Origin of the sequence: Roseovarius sp. THAF8 (assembly GCF_009363735.1) — a bacterium.
Classification (GTDB): Bacteria; Pseudomonadota; Alphaproteobacteria; order Rhodobacterales; family Rhodobacteraceae; genus Roseovarius.
In genome coordinates this window covers 1,280,306-1,299,338 of record NZ_CP045410.1, presented here as the reverse complement: position 1 = coordinate 1,299,338, position 19,033 = coordinate 1,280,306, and the positions used below count along the sequence as shown (strand labels likewise).

21 protein-coding genes are annotated in these 19,033 nt (G+C 64.0%); 20 read left to right on the top strand and 1 reads right to left on the bottom strand.

Annotated elements, in window-relative coordinates; genetic code table 11:
- Positions 1 to 26: 26 nt before the first annotated feature.
- The 14 genes from FIU85_RS06295 to FIU85_RS06230 all read left to right on the top strand — a co-directional run bounded on the left by FIU85_RS06295 (position 27) and on the right by FIU85_RS06230 (position 11,640).
- The gene (locus FIU85_RS06295; RefSeq protein ID WP_152496268.1) at positions 27 to 1,307 is read left to right on the top strand and encodes an aspartate aminotransferase family protein; all 1,281 of its coding nucleotides are present in this window, start codon (positions 27 to 29) and stop codon (positions 1,305 to 1,307) included.
- Complete coding sequence (locus FIU85_RS06290; RefSeq protein ID WP_152496267.1) at positions 1,304 to 2,848, top strand: aldehyde dehydrogenase family protein; 1,545 nt, start codon at positions 1,304 to 1,306, stop codon at positions 2,846 to 2,848. The genes FIU85_RS06295 and FIU85_RS06290 overlap by 4 nt, the downstream gene beginning before the upstream one ends.
- A complete protein-coding gene (locus tag FIU85_RS06285; RefSeq protein ID WP_152496266.1) occupies positions 2,845 to 3,456 on the top strand; it encodes a BMC domain-containing protein in 612 nt (203 codons plus the stop codon). The genes FIU85_RS06290 and FIU85_RS06285 overlap by 4 nt, the downstream gene beginning before the upstream one ends.
- The gene (locus FIU85_RS06280; protein WP_152496265.1) at positions 3,456 to 3,896 is read left to right on the top strand and encodes a hypothetical protein; all 441 of its coding nucleotides are present in this window, start codon (positions 3,456 to 3,458) and stop codon (positions 3,894 to 3,896) included. The genes FIU85_RS06285 and FIU85_RS06280 overlap by 1 nt, the downstream gene beginning before the upstream one ends.
- The gene (locus tag FIU85_RS06275; RefSeq protein WP_152496264.1) at positions 3,893 to 4,135 is read left to right on the top strand and encodes a EutN/CcmL family microcompartment protein; all 243 of its coding nucleotides are present in this window, start codon (positions 3,893 to 3,895) and stop codon (positions 4,133 to 4,135) included. The genes FIU85_RS06280 and FIU85_RS06275 overlap by 4 nt, the downstream gene beginning before the upstream one ends.
- Positions 4,136 to 4,160: 25 nt before the next feature.
- A complete protein-coding gene (locus FIU85_RS06270) occupies positions 4,161 to 4,448 on the top strand; it encodes a BMC domain-containing protein (protein WP_152491589.1) in 288 nt (95 codons plus the stop codon).
- Positions 4,449 to 4,475: 27 nt separating this feature from the next.
- On the top strand, positions 4,476 to 5,105 hold the full coding sequence (locus FIU85_RS06265) for a microcompartment protein (RefSeq protein WP_152491590.1): 630 nt from the start codon (positions 4,476 to 4,478) through the stop codon (positions 5,103 to 5,105).
- A 35-nt stretch (positions 5,106 to 5,140) separates the two neighbouring features.
- Complete coding sequence (locus tag FIU85_RS06260) at positions 5,141 to 6,283, top strand: PotD/PotF family extracellular solute-binding protein (RefSeq protein ID WP_152496263.1); 1,143 nt, start codon at positions 5,141 to 5,143, stop codon at positions 6,281 to 6,283.
- A 70-nt stretch (positions 6,284 to 6,353) separates the two neighbouring features.
- Positions 6,354 to 7,427: an ABC transporter ATP-binding protein gene (locus FIU85_RS06255; RefSeq protein WP_152496262.1), complete on the top strand. Its 1,074-nt coding sequence runs from the start codon at positions 6,354 to 6,356 to the stop codon at positions 7,425 to 7,427.
- Positions 7,424 to 8,278, top strand: a complete 855-nt coding sequence (locus FIU85_RS06250; protein WP_152496261.1) for an ABC transporter permease — start codon at positions 7,424 to 7,426, stop codon at positions 8,276 to 8,278. The genes FIU85_RS06255 and FIU85_RS06250 overlap by 4 nt, the downstream gene beginning before the upstream one ends.
- Positions 8,278 to 9,090, top strand: a complete 813-nt coding sequence (locus FIU85_RS06245; RefSeq protein ID WP_152491594.1) for an ABC transporter permease — start codon at positions 8,278 to 8,280, stop codon at positions 9,088 to 9,090. The genes FIU85_RS06250 and FIU85_RS06245 overlap by 1 nt, the downstream gene beginning before the upstream one ends.
- A 36-nt stretch (positions 9,091 to 9,126) precedes the next feature.
- Entirely contained in the window at positions 9,127 to 9,897 is a 771-nt protein-coding gene (fabG, locus tag FIU85_RS06240) for a 3-oxoacyl-ACP reductase FabG (protein ID WP_152491595.1), read from the top strand.
- Positions 9,898 to 9,930: 33 nt separating this feature from the next.
- Complete coding sequence (locus FIU85_RS06235; RefSeq protein ID WP_216648896.1) at positions 9,931 to 10,938, top strand: phosphotransferase enzyme family protein; 1,008 nt, start codon at positions 9,931 to 9,933, stop codon at positions 10,936 to 10,938.
- Positions 10,939 to 10,962: 24 nt separating this feature from the next.
- A complete protein-coding gene (locus FIU85_RS06230) occupies positions 10,963 to 11,640 on the top strand; it encodes a cysteine hydrolase family protein (RefSeq protein WP_152496260.1) in 678 nt (225 codons plus the stop codon).
- Positions 11,641 to 11,690: 50 nt separating this feature from the next.
- Here the strand turns inward: FIU85_RS06230 and FIU85_RS06225 are convergent, their stop codons facing one another.
- Positions 11,691 to 12,461, bottom strand: coding sequence for an amidohydrolase (locus FIU85_RS06225; protein WP_152496259.1), 771 nt, complete (start codon positions 12,459 to 12,461; stop codon positions 11,691 to 11,693).
- Between the two features lie 86 nt (positions 12,462 to 12,547).
- Here FIU85_RS06225 and FIU85_RS06220 point away from each other — a divergent pair, with 86 nt between their 5' ends.
- From FIU85_RS06220 to FIU85_RS06195, 6 genes are all read left to right on the top strand, one after another.
- The gene (locus tag FIU85_RS06220) at positions 12,548 to 13,276 is read left to right on the top strand and encodes a GntR family transcriptional regulator (protein WP_152496258.1); all 729 of its coding nucleotides are present in this window, start codon (positions 12,548 to 12,550) and stop codon (positions 13,274 to 13,276) included.
- Between the two features lie 26 nt (positions 13,277 to 13,302).
- Positions 13,303 to 14,253, top strand: a complete 951-nt coding sequence (locus FIU85_RS06215) for a tripartite tricarboxylate transporter substrate binding protein (RefSeq protein WP_152496257.1) — start codon at positions 13,303 to 13,305, stop codon at positions 14,251 to 14,253.
- Positions 14,253 to 14,687 carry a tripartite tricarboxylate transporter TctB family protein gene (locus tag FIU85_RS06210; protein ID WP_152496256.1) on the top strand — a complete coding sequence of 145 codons (435 nt, stop codon included), beginning with the start codon at positions 14,253 to 14,255 and terminating at the stop codon, positions 14,685 to 14,687. The genes FIU85_RS06215 and FIU85_RS06210 overlap by 1 nt, the downstream gene beginning before the upstream one ends.
- Before the next feature lie 13 nt (positions 14,688 to 14,700).
- A complete protein-coding gene (locus tag FIU85_RS06205) occupies positions 14,701 to 16,191 on the top strand; it encodes a tripartite tricarboxylate transporter permease (protein ID WP_152496255.1) in 1,491 nt (496 codons plus the stop codon).
- Between the two features lie 365 nt (positions 16,192 to 16,556).
- Entirely contained in the window at positions 16,557 to 17,201 is a 645-nt protein-coding gene (locus FIU85_RS06200; protein ID WP_152496254.1) for a GNAT family N-acetyltransferase, read from the top strand.
- Between the two features lie 93 nt (positions 17,202 to 17,294).
- Positions 17,295 to 18,980 (top strand): tetratricopeptide repeat protein, encoded by a 1,686-nt coding sequence (locus tag FIU85_RS06195; protein WP_152498191.1) that lies wholly within the window; start codon positions 17,295 to 17,297, stop codon positions 18,978 to 18,980.
- Positions 18,981 to 19,033: the final 53 nt, after the last annotated feature.

The window sequence follows — 19,033 nt, the reverse complement described above, 5'->3', positions numbered from 1 at the left end:
GGTGACCAACTGCAAAGGGGAATCGCGTGTTCAACTACGGATACTTTTCCTTCGACTCGAAGGACGACCTTCTGAAGAAGGCGGCGGAATACTGGAATCCGGGCAAGGTCAGCTTCTGGAAGGAAGCCGGCACGCCGATGGTGATCGACCGCCGCGAGGGATATTTCCTTTACGACATGTCGGGCAAGCGGCTGATCGACCTCCACCTGAATGGCGGGACCTACAATTTCGGGCACCGTCATCCCGAACTGGTCGAAGTGCTCAAGTCCGGGCTCGATTATTTCGACATGGGCAATCACTGGTTCCCCTCCGTCGCCCGCGCCGCCTTTGCCGAGAAACTGGTCGCGACGGCGCCGCACACCAAGTACGCGATCTTTGGGGCAGGCGGGGCCGAGGCCGTGGAAATCGCCCTGAAAACATCGCGTTACGCCACAAAGCGGCGCAAGATCGTGTCGATCATCAAGGGATATCACGGCCATTCCGGTCTGTCGGTCGCGGCCGGGGACGAACGCTTTTCCAAGATCTTCCTGTCGGAAAAGCCCGACGAATTCATCCAGGTGCCCTTCAACGACGTCGATGCGCTGGAGCAGGTGCTGAAGAACCGTGACGTGGCCGGTTTCATCATCGAGACGATCCCGGCGACTTACGGGTTTCCCATGCCCGAGGAGGGTTATCTCAAGGCCTGCCAGGATCTGTGCCGGAAATACGGCACCAAGTTCATCGCCGACGAGGTGCAGACCGGCCTGATGCGGACCGGCACGATGTGGGGCTGGCAGGGATACGGCCTGACACCCGACATGTTCGTTTGCGGCAAGGGGCTGGGTGGCGGCATCTACCCGATCAGTGCCTGCCTTGCCACGGAGGAATGCGGCCAGTGGCTGATCGAGGACGGTGCGGCCCATATCAGCACCGCCGGCGGCTCTGAGCTGGGCTGTCTTGTCGGGCATCACGTGATCGAGATGCTGCAACGTCCCGAGGTTGTCTCGAACGTGCATTTTGTGGCGGAGTTCTTTGCCCGCGGCATGGAAGAGATGATGGCGCGCCACAGCGACATCTTCGTGGGCGTGCGCCAGCGGGGCGTCGTTCTGGGGCTGGAATTCGACCACCCGGAAGGTGCTGTCGCGGTGTCGCGCGCGCTGTATGAAAATGGCGTCTGGGCGATCTTCTCGTCGCTCGACAAGCGCGTGCTGCAGTTCAAGCCGGGCGTCGTGCTGGACGTCGACACCTGCCAGGAGATCATGGACAGGTTCGATGCGGCGATGCCGCGCGCACGGGAACTTCTGAAAAGCATGAGGCGGGCAGCATGAGCGAGCAGGCTACACTGGACGCGCCGCGTCTTTCGGTCCCGGACAGGGAGCTGTCGCGCGCCCGGATGAAGGTGGGCCGTGCGGCATGGGCGGCGCGCTACTACAAGGATTTCAGCCGCGACGCGGTGCTGGCCATCGCCGAGGCCGTGGCCAAGGCAGGCTACGAGAAAGCGGCGCAGTTCGCCGAGGAGGCGGTGGCCGAAACCGGCTTTGGCGTGGTAGAGCACAAGACGATCAAGAACCGTCTTTGCACCCATGAGCTGCTGGACTACTACCGCGACCTCGACCTGGTGACGCCCCGCGTCGACGAGGCGCGCAAGATCATCGAATTGCCGAAACCCGCCGGCGTGGTCTTTGCCCTGGCGCCCGCGACCAACCCGGTCGCAACGGTCTATTACAAGGCGATGCTGGCGATCCTGAGTCGCAACGCCATCGTGCTCAGCCCGCATCCGGCCTCCAAGTCGGTTTCGGCGGCCGCGGCCCGGCATATCGCACAGGCGGCCGAGGCCGCGGGCGCCCCCGCCGGCCTGATCCAGTGCGTGGAAAACCCGTCGGTTCCGCTGGTGCAGGACATCATGGCGTCCGACCGGATCAACGTCATCCTTGCCACGGGTGGCACCGCGATGGTGCGGGCCGCCTATTCCTCGGGCAATCCCGCGCTCGGGGTGGGGCCGGGCAATGCCGTGGCCTATATCGACCCGACCGCCAGGGTGGATGCCGCCGCGCGCTGCCTGGTCGAAAGCAAGGCGTTCGACAATTCGGTGCTTTGCACCAACGAAAGCGTCGCGATCACGCTGGCCAGCAACCGGGGCAACATGGAGCGCGCGCTGCGGTCCGCCGGGGCGCATGTGTGCAACGCCGCCGACACCGACCGGCTGCGCGACTACCTGTTCACCGAGAAGGGCTTCAACCTGGAGGCCATCGGAAAGAGCGCCACCTGGATCGCCGAGCGCGCGGGCCTGCGCGTGAACCCGTCGACGAAAATCCTCGTGCCGGTGGTGGAAACGCCGGGCCAGGACGACCTGCTTTTCCGCGAGAAGCTGTGCCCGGTGCTGACGCTGACCGCCGCGGGGGATTTCGAACAGGCCCTGACATTCGCCAAGCACACCACGCGGCGCGGGGCGGGGCATTCGGCGGCGTTCCACGGCGAGGATACCGACCGGCTGGTGGCCTTCTCGCAGGGCGTGCCGGTCTACCGCGTGGTGGTCAACGCGCCGTGTTCGCAAGGCGCGGCGGGATTCGCCACGCATCTGCCGCCGTCCTTTACCATCGGGACAGGCTTTGCCGGGCGCTCCTCGATCGGCGAGAATCTCGGGCCCCAGCACCTGGTCCAGTGGACGCGCATCGCCTATGGCAAGGACGCGCCGGCGGACCTTGGCGGCGTAGACCTCGATGCGGTCTCGTCGGGACGCGCGATGCCTGCGGCCCCCGCCGAATCATCGCAGCCTGCGGACCCTCAGGGGTCGGGTGACGTCAGTCGCGACGAGTTGCGCCGGCTTATCCTGGAAGAACTGCGCAGCCTGAAAGGGGGTGACGCATGACCGATCTTCGTGCGTCGATCTTCATCGATCAGCTTCAGCCCCAGACCCTGGCCTATATCTCGACCTGGATGCGGGGCACGCTGCCGCGTCTTCGGATGGCGGCGCAGATCGTCGAAATCGCGCCCGGGCTGGATGTCGAGGCGCTGACCGATACGGTGCTGAAAAGCGCCGATGTCCACGCCGGCCTCCTGGTGGTCGAACGCCAGTTCGGCACGCTGCAATTCCATTCGCGCTCTACCGCCGAGGTGCATTCCGGGGCCGCGGCCATTCTCGAGGCGCTTGGAAAGTCAGCTGACGACGTGGCACCGCCCAAGATCCTTGCCTCGAAGCTGGTCACGAATGTGGACGACCAGCACGCGTTTCTGATGAACCGCAACAAGCTGGGGTCGATGGTGCTTGGCGGTGACAGCATCTACCTGCTGGAATGTCAGTCCGCCGCCTATGCGATCCTTGCCTGCAACGAGGCGGAAAAGGAAGCGGACGTGAAGCTGATCGACATGCGGATGATCGGCGCGAACGGGCGGCTGTACATGGCCGGGACCGAGGCCGATGTCCGGAATGCGAGAAATGCGGCAGAAGGCGCATTGCGTGATGCAGGAGCGTCGTGATGTCAGCCCTGAGGGACGAGATCCGCGCGATCCTGCGCGAGGAGATTGCCGCGCTGCGCAACGAGGCGGGCAGCATGGCGCCCGCGCGCGAACAGGTGCGTATAGCCTCCGGCGCCGACCTGACCCGTTTTGCCCAGGAGCTGGTGCAGCGGGCTGCCGAGCCGGGCTTTGCCGACCGCGTGGCGCGGGGCGAGCTGGTGTTCGACCTGGCCACCCCGATGCCCTCGGCCGCGCCGGCCGCTGCCGCGCCGCCGATTGTTACCGGGCCCCGACGCACCGCGCCGGACCGGCTGGACAAGTCGCTGATCACAGAGCGCGACATCAATGCGCTCTCCGTGTCCGCCCGCAGCCTGCGGATCGCGCCATCAAGCCGGCTGACGCCGCTTGCGCGCGACGAGGCGCGGCGTCGCGGCATCCGGATCGAAAGGGATAAGACATGATACAAGCGCGTGTGATCGGAAAGGTCTGGTCGACCCGTCGCGTGACGTCGCTGCCACGCGGCGCGCTGCTGGAGGTGGAAACGGACGGCGGCGGCAAGCTCATCGCCTACGACCCGCTTGGATGCGATGCCGGAGAGACCGTCCTGGTGACGCAAGGGTCTGTCGCCGCCAGTTACTTTCAAGGCGACACGGTGCCCGTGGACGCCCTGATCATCGGCTCCATCGACGACAAGAAATAACAGTCAAACATGAAGGAAGATACTCATGGCTAACTTAGCAATCGGAATGATCGAAACCAAGGGATACGTCCCCGCGCTTTCCGCGGCGGACGCCATGGTCAAGGCCGCGAACGTGGAAATCGTCGCGCGCAACGAAGTCGGCGGCGGGCTCGTCTCGGTTGTCGTCAAGGGCGACGTCGGCGCGGTCAAGGCCGCCACCGAGGCGGGCGCAGAGGCGGCCAGCCAAGTCGGCGAAGTGACCGCGGTGCATGTCATCCCGCGTCCGCACGCCGATCTTGGCAAGCATTTTTCGGCCGCGGCCGTTTCCAAGTAAGCCCGGGCAGGGGGACAGGACAGGATCATGACGGAACTTCGCGTATATCTGCCGATCAAGGATCTGCAGCCGCAGTTCGCGGCCTATCTGTCCTCGCCCCTGCGGGCGCGCGCCTATCCGCCGTTCCGCGGGCAGAACTCGCTGATCATCGAGGTCGCGCCCGCGCTCAGCATCCACCGCATCGCCGACCTGGCGCTGAAGGAGGCCCCGGACATGGAGCCGGGCATCCTGTTTACCGAGCGCCAGTTCGGGTTGCTGGAGCTGCATGCCGACGACATGAAGGATCTCGACGCCGCGGGGCGGGCGATCCTGAAGGGGATCGGTGCCAAGCATACCGATCAGCTTGCGCCGAAGGTGCTGTACCATGACATCATCGAGGACCTGTCGGACCAGCACGCCATCATCTTGAACCGATCGCGTGACGGTTCCATTCTGGTGCCCGGCGTGGCGCTCTTGATCTACGAGATGACGCCGGCGCTTTTTGCCTGCGTCGCCGCCAACGAGGCCGAGAAGGCCGCGCCGGAGGCGGTGATCAACGACGTCCAGATGATGGGCGCGACGGGGCGGGTCTTCATGTCCGGCAGCCTGGAGGACATGAAGGTCGCAAGGGACCGGATCACGGAGACATTGAACGAAATCAAAGGCCGCTCCGCTTGAACGGAGCGCAATAAACCAACCAACAGGAGAGAAAAATGAAAAAGGGAATTTCGAGAAGACAGTTCGTCGGTCGTTCGGCCGCAATGGCCGGCCTGGCCGCCGCAGGTCCGCTCAGCCCCGCTTTCGCGGCGCGCAGCGACCGGATGAACATCCTTTGCTGGGAAGGCTACAACTCGGACGAAGTGCTTGGACCGTTCCGCGACGCGCATCCCGACGCGACGGTGCGCGCCGAAAGCGGCACGTCCGACCCTGACATGATCAACAAGCTTCGCGCCGGGGAAACCTCGGTCTGGGACCTGATCAACGTCAACCAGCCCTGGGCGCGCGACCGGCTTTACCCGGAGAACCTGATCAAGCCGCTCGATAAGGATCGCTTCCTGCCGTATTTCGACAAGATGCTGCCGTCCTTCAAGAACCCTCCCTACGAGCTGTCCTTCGCGGATGACGGGGAGCTTATCGGGATGCCGCAGCGCTACGGTCCGTTCAGCTTTGTGGTGAACACCGACAAGATCAGCCGCGAAACCGCCGAAGAGCAGGGCTGGAACCTCTTCCTCGATCCGGCGATGAAAGACCGTTACGGCGTTCTGACCTATGACAACTGGAACGTCATGCACATGTGCCTGACCGCCGGGCTGAACCCGTTCGAGCCTGTCGAGGGCGACAATGTCGAGAAGTTCCGCGAAACCGCCCGGACGATCTTTGGCGGCGCCAAGCTGATGACGGACGATCTGGTGGCGATGAACACCGCCCTGATCAACGGCGAGATCGACGCCTATTTCACCGGCGGCACCTATACCGCATCGCCCGCGCGCTATGACGGCGCCACAAATGTCCGCGCGATCACGCCCCTGTCCGGGCCGGTCGACGGCAAGGGCGGCGTGGTCTGGATCGAGTTGACCTCGCTGGTCAACAACCCGGACCCGAGCGACCTGGCGCAGGACTTCCTCGAATTCGTGCAGACGCCGGAAATCTCCAAGGCCGTGGCCTTTACCGAGGGCACGTACAACCCGGTCAGCCAGATGGGCGACGATGCCGTCATGGCGCTGTTCGACGCGGATGAACTGGACGCGATCCAGATGGATTCGCTCGAGGAGGAGATGTCACGATCGCTCGACTACCAGGTCGTGGCCTCCTACGACACGCTGATCGACATCTACACCCAAGAGCGCCGATCGTAGGCGCGTTCGGTCCCGGCGCTTGGGGCGCCGGGACCGTCTCTTCTGATTTTCCTATTTTCAAGGGTAGAGCATGAATTCCTCGCCTTTTCTGAGCCTGCGCGGCGTCGTGAAGTCCTTCGGAAACTTCACCGCACTTGATCGGATCGATCTCGACATCAAAGAGGGCGAGTTCTTCACGATCGTCGGCCCCTCCGGCAGCGGTAAATCGACGCTCATCCGCCTGCTCGTGGGCATGGACGACCTGACGGGCGGTGAAATCCGGTTGCGTGACAAACGCATCGACGACACCCCCGCGAACAAGCGTCCGACCTGCATGGTGTTTCAGTCGCTGGCGCTGTTTCCGCACATGACGGTCGGCCAGAACATCGAGTTTCCGCTGAAACTGCGCAAGGAAGCCCCGGACCGCCGCAAGGCCAGGGCGCTGGAGCTGCTTGACCTGCTGCGCCTGCCGCAAAGCTATTACGACAAGCGCGTCTCGCAATGCTCCGGCGGCGAGAAGCAACGCGTCGCCCTGGCGCGCGCACTGGCCTTCGACCCCGAGATCCTGTTCTTCGACGAACCGCTTTCGGCGCTCGATTACCGCCTGCGCAAGACGCTGGAAAAAGAGCTGAAGGACCTGCACGCCCGCACCGGCAAGACCTTTGTCTACATCACCCACTCCCTCGAAGAGGCGATGGTGATGTCGGACCGGATCGCCATCATGAAACAGGGCAGGATCGAGCAGATTTCGGTGGCCGACGAGATCTACGGCGCGCCGGTCAGCCGGTTCGTGGCCGAGTTCATGGGCGAAGTGAACCTGTTCGACGTGACGGTTGCCGCCGATGGGGCGGTGTCGAGCGATGTTCTGCCGAGCCGGTCCGGAGTGAAACTGAAGCGGGCGGGGCAGGGGGCACGTGGCCTGCTCATGGTGCGCCCCGAGTATGTGGGCTTTGCGGACTCCGCCGATGCCTTCGACTTTACCCTGTCCGGTCCGCTGCACGGGGAATACGCGCTTGGATCGCGCATCCAGTACGAAATCGAGACCCCGACCGGCATGGTCACGGTCGAAAAGCTTCGCGAGGACCGGCGCAGCGTGTCCGAGGGCGAAACGCTGACCGTCGGTTTCAATGTCGAAAACACGCATTTCATCGACGAGGCCCCATGAAGACCCTCGATCAAAAACTCGGGCTCTTCTCGGCCCTGCCGGTTGTGGTGCTGCTGGGGCTGGCGTTTCTTGCGCCGCTGCTGGTGGTGGCGCTGTTCTCGATCATGCCGCCCAAGGTCTTTTCGCTCGCCAATACGCCGGACTTTTCGGCCTATGCGGTGTTCGTCCAGCAGGGCTATTACAAGTCGCTCCTGTGGTCGCTGGGGATGGCGCTGGCCTCCACCGCGATCCTGCTGGTCGTGTGCTGGCCGCTGGCCTATGCCATGGCCAAGATATTCAAGCGGTTCACGCTGGTGCTGACCATCGCGATCGTCATGAGCCTGTTCGTGTCGGAGAATATCCGGCTTTTCGGCTGGGTCCTGACCCTGATGAAAGGCGGCCTGATCGAAGGACATTTCCGTGCCTTCACCGGCGTCGGGTTCGACAGCCCGCTTTACGGCGTGCCGATCATCGTCTTCGGTCTTGTCTATGTCTACCTGCCCTTCATGCTGTTCCCGCTGGCGCAGGGCATTGCGATGGTGCCCGACGACACACGCCAGGCCGCCTATGACCTTGGCGCGTCGCGCTGGCAGGTCCTGTGGCAGATCGAGATCCCCCTGGCCGCCCCCGGCATCGTCGTGGGCTCGCTGCTCAGCTTCGTGCTGGCGGCGGGGGCGCTGGCCGAATCCAAGATCCTCGGCGGGCAGGCCGTCATCGCCATCGCCGACGACATCGAGACCGCATTCACCTTCGGCCAGAACTGGCCGCTGGGCTCTGCCCTGTCGATGGTGCTGATCGTGATTATCGGCACGCTTGCGCTCTTCGGTGTCTCGAAGGTCGACCTTGACGCCATCATGGGAAGGAAACGCTGATGAACGCCAGTCGTCTGACCCGGACCGTCCTGTTCATCTACGGGATCGCGATGATCGCGTTTCTGTACCTGCCGCTGGTGTCGGTGGGCTTCGCGTCCGTGTCGCAGGCGCGGTATCTCACCTTTCCGATCCGGCGCTACTCGACCAAGTGGTACGGCGAAGCACTGGAAAGCAGCACCGTCAGCGAGTTGCTGCTGACCTCGCTTTCGGTCGCGGTCGTGGTAACCATCGTGTCGCTGGTCTTCGCGTTCTTCGGCGCGCTGGCCTTTGCCCGGTATCAGTGGCGCTTTCGTAACGCGTTTCAGAAACTGATCCTGTTGCCGATCTTCTTTCCGCAGACCGTGCTGGGCCTGGCCCTGTTGATGTGGTTCAACTCGCTTGGCATCATTCCCACGTGGAAGACGGCGGTCGTCGCCCACCTGGTCTGGATCACGCCGATCGCCACGCTGATCGTCGCCATCCGTGCCTACAGCTTCGACCCGGCGCTGGAGGAAGCGGCGCGCGACATGGGCGCAGGCACCTTCACCGTCCTGCGCGAGATCACGTTGCCGCTGCTTATGCCCGGACTGGTGTCGGCGGGCCTGTTCGCCTTCCTTCTCAGCTGGGGCAACTTTCCCCTGTCGCTGTTCACCACCGGCGCGGATTCGACCCTTCCCGAATGGCTCTATGCGAAGATGGTGTCGGGCTATTCGCCGCTCGTGCCCACGCTTGGCATCATGTCCGTGGTCGGGTCGTTCCTGCTGATCCTGTTCGCCTTCGCGGTGGTCTGGCTGATGCGGGCAAACAAAGAGGCCAGAACGGCCCAGGACTGAACCAACACAAGACCACACCAACACGGAGGAAATTTCATGCTTACGTCACTCAAAGGCAAAAGCGTCATCGTCACAGGCGGGTCCAAGGGCATCGGCCGCGGGATCGCCACGGTCTTTGCGCGGCAAGGCGCGAAGCTGACGATCGCCGCCCGCAACGAGGATGACCTGAAAAAGGCCGCAAGCGAGATCGAGGGCGATGTCCGATACGAAGTGTGCGACGTGGCCGACTGGGACTCGGTCAAGGCCATGGTGGACAGCACCGCCGAGGCGCAGGGCGGCCTGCACGTGCTGTGCGCCAATGCCGGCGCATTCCCGCAGACCAAGATGATCGACATGGACCCCGCCGAATGGGACCAGGTCATGGCCACGAACCTGCGCTCGTCCTTCCTTTGCGTGAAAGCGGCGATTCCGCATTTCGAGAAGGCGGGCAAGGGCCGGGTCGTGATCACCTCGTCCATCACCGGACCGCATACGGGCTTTCCGGGCTGGGCGCATTACGGGGCCTCGAAATCCGGCCAACTCGGCTTCATCAAGACGGCGGCGATGGAATTGTCGCGCTACAACACCACGATCAATGCCGTGATGCCGGGCAACATCTATACCGAAGGTTTGCAGGATCTCGGCCAAGACTATCTCGACACCATGGCCGCGTCGATCCCGCTCAAGCGCCTGGGGGATGTCGAGGATATCGGCAATGCCGCGCTCTTTTTCGCGTCGGACGAAGCCGGCTACATCACCGGCCAGCAAATCGTTATCGACGGTGGCCAGATCCTGCCCGAATCGCTCGAGGCGATGGAAGAGATCTGACGACCGAAAGAGACGACAGGAAGGGAGATCGCGATGTCCGGATCGGATATGCCACTGGAAGAATTGCTGCGCCATCTTGACCGGCTCGCGCAGCAGTCGCTCTCGCTGTGGGACGTTCCCGACGGGGCCAAGGCGCGGCTGATCAACGTATCGGAAAACGCGACCTACCTGGTGGAGGCGCCGGACGGCTACAGGTCCGTCCTGCGCATCCACCGCGAGAACTATCATTCGCACCGCGCCATCGAGTGCGAGCTTGCCTGGCTCGAAGCGCTCGACCGCGACGGGGTGGTCACCACGCCCGGCTATTATACCGGCAGGAACGGCGACCCGATCCAGCGCGGCAAGGTCGATGGCCTGCCCGATGCCCGCTACATGGTCCTGTTCCATTTCGTAGAAGGCTCGGAGCCCGATGAAAGCGGTGACATGACCGAGGGGTTCGAGGAACTGGGCACCATTGCCGCGCGCTGTCATGACCACGTGCTGGGATGGGACAAGCCGCAGGACTTCGAGCGCCTGACATGGGATGCCGACGCGATGTTCGGCCCCCAGGCGACATGGGGCGACTGGCGCGACGCGCCGGAGGTCACGCCGGAGGTCGCGCAGGTGCTGGAAAAGGTGGAGCAGACGATCTGCGACCGGCTCGATGCGTTCGGCAAGGCGCCCGACCGCTTCAACCTGATCCACGCCGACATGCGTCTGGCCAACCTTCTGGTGGATGCCAACGGCACCCGCCTGATCGATTTCGACGATTGCGGCTGGGGGTGGTTCCTTTACGATTTCGCCGCCGCCATCAGCTTTATCGAAGACGACCCGCGCATTCCCGCCATGCGCGAGGCCTGGGTGCGCGGCTATCGCTCCGTCCGCGAGATGAGCGACGAGGAAGAGGCCGAGATCGACACGTTCGTGATGTTGCGGCGCATGGCGCTGCTGGCTTGGATCGGCAGCCATATCGAGGCGCCCGAGCCGCAGGAACTGGCGCCGGGTTTCGCGGCCACGACGGCGCGGCTGGGCCAGGCCTATATGGACAGGATCGGGGCCTAGCCCCCGTTGGCAAGAGGGACCGACATGAGCAACTGGAAAACCGCGTTCCGCAGCTTTTACTACGAGACCGCCGAAGAGCCCGAGGACATCGCGCTCGATCCGGCGAGCACCGCGCTGCTGGTGATCGACATCCAGAACACCTATCTCGAAGCTCCGGACGACGACATCGAGGCCCGACGCTGGCAGCCGTTTTTCGACCGGATGAACGATATCGTCATTCCGAACAACGCGCGGCTGATCGAATGGGCGCGTGCGGAAGGGATCGAAGTGATGTTCGCCCGGATCGCCTGCCAGACGGAAGACGGCCGCGACCGCTCGCTCAGCCAGAAGAAACCGGGGTTCAACTATCTGCTCTTGCCCAAGGGGCGCGAAGACAGCCAGATCGTCGACGCGCTCGCGCCGAAAGGCGACGAGATCGTGGTCACCAAGACCACCGACAGCGCGCTCACCGGGACCAACCTGCGGCTGATGCTGCACAATATCGGCATCCGCCACGTGATCGTGTCAGGCATCTTCACCGATCAATGCGTCAGCTCGACGGTCCGCTCGCTGGCCGACGAAAGCTTCGAGGTGCTGGTCGTTCATGATGCCTGCGCTGCGGCCACCGATGCCTTGCACGAAGAGGAGCTGAAGATCATCAACATGATCTACTGCCACGTCGTGGGGATGAGCGACCTGGACGGGTTCGTCACCCGCGGCTGAAGCGCTCTGGTGTTGGCCGGGGGCGACGGGGGCGAAGCCCCGGTCGCGCTTCAGACCCGAATGCCGTAGAGGGATCGGGCGGCTTGCGTGTCGTCGAAACGCGCCGCGACCTCCTGCAGGCCTTCGGCGTAGGAGGCGGCGTGCTCGAACCGTGTGTGCGGCCAGTCGCTGCCCCAGACAAAGCGACCGGCGGGCAGGAGGCCGGTCAGCCGGTCGAGATGCGCGCGGGTGTCCCGCGTGCCGCGATAGGGCGCGCTCAGCTTGACGAAGAAGCGTTCCCGGTTCGGGCAGGCCACCAAGGCATCGAGCCAGGGCTCGGCCTGCGCGTCCTGCGATATCGGCAGGCCCATGTGGTCGATGACGACGGCAACGGGCAACCCGGCCAGGGCAGGCAGGTAATCTGCCCATCGGTCGCTTTCGAGCTGGACCTCGACATGCATCCCGTGCGCGTGAAGGAGGTCGAGGAACCGGCGCACCTGTCTGTCCGCGGGATCAGGCAGCGCCGCGCCGGCGACGAGGTTCCAGCGCACGCCCCGCACCCCCGCCATCGCGAGGTCGCGGAGGTCGGATTCGGGCGCGTCCATGCCGAGGCATGCAATGCCGGCGAACCGATCCTGGTCGAGCAGCGACAGTGCCTTCAGAAGCTGGGAGTTGTCCGTTCCCAGAAAGCTGACCTGCACGATGACTCCGCCGCGCAAACCATGATCGGATTGAAGCCGCAGCCATGTGTCGAGCGGTGCGGGCGCGTGCGGGACATACCGGGCGCCCGGCACCGCACGGATGTGTTCGTAGACATGGGCGTGACAGTCGAAATTTATCACCGGGAGTCCTCAAGTTATGTACTTATATATAGAACTAGTTGACTGGCGTGGTCAACACGCGTATACCCGGCGTCGGAGGAGACCACATGGCCCAGGCATTGAACGTCAGCGACAACCGGCTTCCGGCTTACCTGCGTCTGCGCGACGATATCGCCCGCCGGATTGCCGCGGGCGAGTGGAAACCGGACGAGGCCCTGCCGTCCGACAACCGCCTGGCGGCGGAACACGCGCTTTCGGTCGGCACCGTGCGGAAGGCGTTGCAGCAACTCTCCGACGAAGGACTGCTTGAACGGCGCCAGGGCGCTGGGACGTTCCTGCGCAAGCCCGCCTTCGATGCGACGCTGTTCCGGTTTTTCCAGGTGCGCGAGCACGGTTCGGAACAGAGCATTCCCACCAGCCGCCTGATCTCGCGCGCGCTGGTGACGCCAACCGAGCATGTGGCCGCCGCGCTGGGGACGACCGAGGTCATCCGCATCGAACGCCTGCGCTGCCTGTCCGAGCAGCCGTTGCTGTTCGAGGAGATATACATTCCGCAGTCCCGCTTTCCCGGATTCGCGACGATCCCGGCGGACGAGATCGGTCCGCTGCTCTACCCGGTCTATTTCGAGCGTTTCGGCGTCTTCGTGGCGCGGGCCGAGGACGAAGTCAGTTTCGGCACCGCAGATCACGCCGTCGCCCAGCGTCTCGGGCTGGGCGAGGGCGCTGCTGTCGCAACCATCGAACGCACGGCCTTTGCCATGACCGGCGAAGCCGTTGAATGGCGGGTCGCCTACGGGCGGGCCGACCGATTTCGCTATCGCAGCCGTATCGGCTGAGACTTACCACCAGAGGGAGGAAACCCATGAAGACCCTGCTTATCGGCGCCAGTGCGCTGGCCCTGTCCACCGTGGCAGCTTTTGCAGAATACCCCGAACGCGCCATCGAGGTGACGATCCCGGCCCCTGCCGGCGGCGGCACCGACACGAGCGCGCGCAAGCTGGCCACCCTGCTCGAGGAAGAGCTTGGCCAGTCCATCGCGATCCTGAACGTGGCCGGCGGCGGCGGCTCTGTCGGCGTGACCCAGTTCATGATGGACAAGCCCAGCGGATACTCGCTGCTGGCGACCTGGAACAGCCCGATCACCACGGTGCCGCAAGTCCAGAGCGTCGCCTATGACATCGACAGCTTCACCCCCATCGCGTCGACCTCCGAGACCGCCTACACGATGTGCGTGGGCCCCGACTTTCCAGCCGAGACCGGCGAGGAATTCCTGGCCGAGCTTGCGGCCAATCCGGGCAAGTACACCTATGGCAACGACGGCATCGGCGGCACGATGCAGATGGCCGCCGAGCGCATCTTCCAGGCCAAGGAGATCGAGGCTGTCGCCATTCCCTTTGGCGGGGCGGGCGAGACCTTGCAGAACTTCCTTGGCGGGCACGTCGACATCTATGGCGGTTCGATCTCGCCGGTGCTGCCCTATACCGAGTCCGGCGAGGCCAAGTGCCTGATCGTGACCTCGGCCGCTCCGGTTGAAGCGTTGCCGCAGGCCGCGGGCCTGGAAACGCTGGGGCTTGGCGACGAGGAAACGCTTTTGTGGCGGATGGTGCTGGCACCTGCGGGCCTCGATCCGGCCATCGCGGAGCGTCTGTCCGCGGCGCTGGAGAAGACCGTGAATGATCCGTCCTATGTCGAGTTCCTTGCGACGAAAGGCGAGATCCCGAATGTCGTGACCGGAGACGCGCTCGCCGAGCGGCTGCGCAACGAATACGACGCGCTTGCCAAGGTCGCCGAAAAGCTGGGCCTGGGCGGCTGATGGAACGGCGGCAGGATATCGTTCTCGGCACTGTCTTTGCCGCCCTTGGTATCTTCGCGGCGGTCAAGGCCGCCGCGTATTCCGGTGCGTCGGGCACCTATCCCATGGTGCTTGGCCTGGTGCTGTCCGGTTTCGGCCTGCTGGTTGGGGGCAGGGGCGTGGTCCGGGGGCGGGCCGAGCCGCGCCCGCTGACCAACCATACCGGGCGCGTCTTCATCACCGTTGCGATCGGCGCTGTCTATCTGGCGATCGTTCCGATCCTCGGGTTCTACACCGCATCGGCGCTTGTCGTCCTTGCCCTGCCGGTCGCCCTGGGCTTCCGGCAGCCCGTCCTTCTGGCGTTGGCGACCGCCGTCTTCATCGGCATCGTGTGGGCCGTCTTCTCGATTGTTCTCGAAAAGCCGCTGCCGACAGAGTTCTGGCAAACCTTCTGACCGAGGCGATTTCATGGATATCGTGACCCAAGTTCTTTCGGGCGTCTTTGCGCTCGGGCCGGTGGCGGCGATGCTCGGCGCGTCCATCCTGGGCGTGTTCATCGGCGCGTTGCCGGGCCTCAACCCGGTCATGGCCATCGCGCTTCTGCTGCCGCTGACCTATTCGATGGAACCGCTTGTCGCGCTTGGCATGGTCGCGGGGATCTACAACGGGTCGATGTATGGCGGCGCGATTCCGGCGATCCTGCTGCGCATTCCCGGCACGCCGGCGGCCATCGCGACCACGTTCGACGGCTATCCGATGGCGCAGCGGGGCGAGGCGGCCCGCGCGCTCAAGATCGCCTGCTGGTCCTCGGCGCTCGGCGGCACCGCATCGGCCATCGCGCTGATGACGATCGGCCCGATCCTGGCGCGGGCCACGCTGGCCTTCGGACCGGCAGAGTATTTCTGGATCGCGATGTTCGGCATGGCCTCCATCGGCGTGCTGGTGGGGTCCGATGCGGCCAAGGGCCTGATGGCCGCGACCCTGGGCCTGCTGCTTGGAACGGTCGGCCTCGACCAGTTGTCCGGCGCGGCGCGCTTTACATTCGACCAGGTCTGGCTGCTGAGCGGCCTGGACCTGATCGTGATCCTCGTCGGTCTTTACGCCCTGCCGCCGGTCATCGCGCTGGCCGAGTCGGCGGACCTCAAGGGGCTGTCGGCCGCGCAGTTGAAACTTGAACCGGCAAAGGTGCCGTGGTCCGAGATCCGCGGCTTCGTCCCGACCTGGATCCGCTCGTCGCTGATCGGCATCGGTGTGGGCATCCTGCCCGGCGCCGGTGGCAACATCGCGGCCTTCCTGAGCTACAATGCGGCCAAGAGTGCCAGCGACGACCCCGACAGCTTTGGCAAGGGCAATCCCGCCGGCGTGGCGGCGGCGGAATGCGGCAACAATGCCGACAACGCGGCCTCGATGATCCCGGCGCTGACACTTGGCATTCCCGGCAACGTGGTCGCCGCGCTGGTGCTGGGCGCGCTTTTGATCCACGGTCTGCAGCCCGGACCGCAGCTGTTCCACCAGAACCCGAGCCTTGTCGGCGGGTTCATGGTGCAGATGCTGCTGACGTCGCTTTTGATCCTCGCCGTGGGCGGGGCGGCGGCAACCAAGGTCTTTGCCCAGGTCCAGCGGCTGCCGGGTGTGCTGCTGGTTCCCACGATCCTCGTGCTGATGGCCGTCGGCGTCTATGTCATCAACGGCCGGATCGTGGACTTGTGGATCATGTTTGCCGCCGGTCTTGCGGGCTATGTTTTCGAGAAGGTGAACGTCCCGCTTGCGCCGATCGTCCTTGGCCTGATCCTTGGCCCCATGGCGGAGCAGAACGTGCGCCGCGCGCTTCTGATCAGTCGCGGTGATGTCACGGAGCTGGTGACGCGACCGATCTCTGCCGTGATCGCCCTTGCCACGCTCGGGCTGATCCTCCTGCCGATCCTGTCGGCCGTCTCGCGGCGGCGGCGCAGAGCCTGACCGGAGGTCCCCCCGAACGGTCGGGGAGATGTCCAGGGCGTCTCTTCCTCCAGAGACGTTCCGGAGGTCGGGACCGTGAGGCCAGGTGTGCATCCGTGGGTGGTGCTCGGACCTCCCAGGGGCCACATCTTTGACACTTGGCGGTTTTGGCACGGGCCGAGATTTCGCATTCCGGGAAGGCGGCAGGCCCTCCCGTCTGGCAATCCGTTCCGCGTTCGGTCACGATCCGGGGCCTGCTGATTCGGTCGCGGGCCGGGCGCCGAAGCCCCAAGAAGCCGCAATGGTGTTTGGCAACGCAGGTCGTTTGATTGCACGGATTTTATGCTACGCTGACTTACTCAACCTTTATTGAATGGTTTTGACACATGCCTGACAATACTTCGAATTCATACTCTCTCAGACCATTGGAAAAGCCGGATCTGACTGCGATTACACAGTGGTTTCAGGACGTGGGGGATCTGGCGCTATTTGATCGCAACTCGCGCGTCCCCTACGATATGGCGACCTGTGAGAAACTGTGGAACATGACTGACACGCCCCAGGACCAGGACGACAAGTGCTGGTTCACGATCACATCCGAGGCCGCCGGCGTTGCGGGTATCGTCGGCCTGGAACGGATTTCGCATGTCAATCGCGACGCGGTCATAGCGCTTTTTGTCGACCGCGCGATCCGGCGACAGGGACTGGGCATTCGGGCATCTGCGCTGGTGCTGGATTTCGGATTCCGGCAGCTCGGGCTGAACCGGGTGACATCCTATTACCGCAAGGACAACGCGGGCAGCCGCGACCTGACCAGCCAGGCCGGCTTTGAAGTCGAGGGCACGATGCGGCAGGCCTGGTTTTCCGGCGGGAAGTACCACGACATGATCGTCGTCGGTCTTTTGGCGGAGAACTGGAATGCGCGGCGGGACGCGCTCGCACATGAACTTGGAGAAGAAACGGTGATCGCGTTCGGCGACGGGACGACGTCGGGATCGAAATGGCCACCGCAGAGGTCCGCAGCGCTCTGAATGGAAGCAGGATAGTTGACCCCGCAGGAACCTATTTTCAGACAGCGGCTCGGGGCTGTCCTGTTTGCCGATGTCGTCGGGTATTCCCGGCTCATGGGGCGGAACGAGATCGACACCTACAAGGCCCTGCGCGCTCTTCTGGAACGGCTCGAGGCGGCCTGTGTCGAGCACGGCGGGATGTTCGTCGACGTCAAGGGCGACGGTATCCTCGCGCGGTTCGACACGGCGACGGATGCGGTGCTGTTCGGCGTGGAACTGCAACGCATCACCGAGCGCAGCAATGCCGCCGTGCCCCTGGCCAAAAAGATCAGCTTTCGGGTCGGGATCCACCTTGGTGAATTCCTGCTCGACGACCGCGGCATTCATGGCGACATCGTCAACATCGCGGCCCGACTGCAGGAGATCGCGGACCCCGGTCGTGTCTTCGTCAGTTCCAGCGTGTACGAGCAGGTTCGCGACAAGCTGCGCCTGGGCTACGAGTTTCTTGGCCCGCAGATGCTCAAGAACATCGAGCAGCCGATCCCCATCTTCTGCATCCGCACCGAAGTCGAGGGCGCGACCATGGCGGCCACGGTTCGACCATCGTCGGCGTCGATGCAGTATAGCCGGCCGGACACGCCCTCGATCGCCGTTCTTCCCTTCGATATTCGCGGCGGCGACGACTCCGAGAGCTGGTTTGCGGAAGGGTTGACCGAGGACATCATTCTGGCGCTGTCAAAGTTCAAGAACCTGTTCGTCATCAATCGGAACACGAGCTTTGCGTTCAGGACGCAGGACCTGCCCCCGAGCCAGGCCGCGGCGAAGCTGGGGGTGCGCTATGTCGTGCGCGGCAGCGTCCAGCGCGCGAAGACGAAGCTGCGGATCAAGGTCGAACTGATCGATACGGATTCATCCCGGACGATCTGGGGCGAAACCTACAAACGCGATCACGAGGACATCTTCGAGATCCAGGACGAAATGACCTCGTCGATCGTCGGAGCGGCGGCGGTCCTGGTCGAGGCAGAGGAACGTCGCCGGTTCAGTGCGTCGATCCCTTCGGATCTTGCGGCCTACGGCTTTGTGCTGCGGGCCCAGCAGTTGATTTTCAAATACACCCGGCAGGACAACGAGCATGCGCGGATGCTTTACGAGCAGGCCCTGTCACTGGACGGGAAATATGCCCGTGCATCGGCGGCGTTGTCGCGGACCCTGAACATCGACTGGCGCTATTCCTGGAACGCGGACGGCGACGAGGCGCTCGACACCGCTCTTTCCTATGCCCGTCGCGCCGCCGACCAGGACCCGACGGATGCTCGCGCCTTCGGAGAACTCGGTTTCGTGCACCTGTACCGAAAGGAACACGATGCGGCGCTGGGGGCGTATGATCGAGCGCTCAAGCTTAATCCGAACGATGCAGACCTTTTGTCGGATTACGCGGATGCCCTGGCGCATTCCGGGCAGAACGAGGAGGCGATCCAGCACCTGCAACGGGCGATGCGGCTGAACCCGTTCTTCCCGGACCAGTACCTGTGGCACCTTGGCGGGGCTTACTATAACCTCAAGCAATATGACGCGGTGATCGAAACCGTCAGCAAGATGAACAACCCGACGGAGGGGCAGCGGATGCTGGCGGCGAGCTATGCGCAGCTGGGCCAGACCGAACTGGCGCGCAAGATCGCGGAGAAGCACCGCACCGTGCATCCGAACTTTTCGATCAAGCGGTGGGAACAGATCATTCCCGACCGCCTGGAAGAGGACACGCAGCATTTCCTGGAAGGTCTGAAGAAGGCCGGGTTCTGACGGGGCTATCAGGCCTCGCCAAGGACCCATCCTTGAAACCAACTGCCATTAAC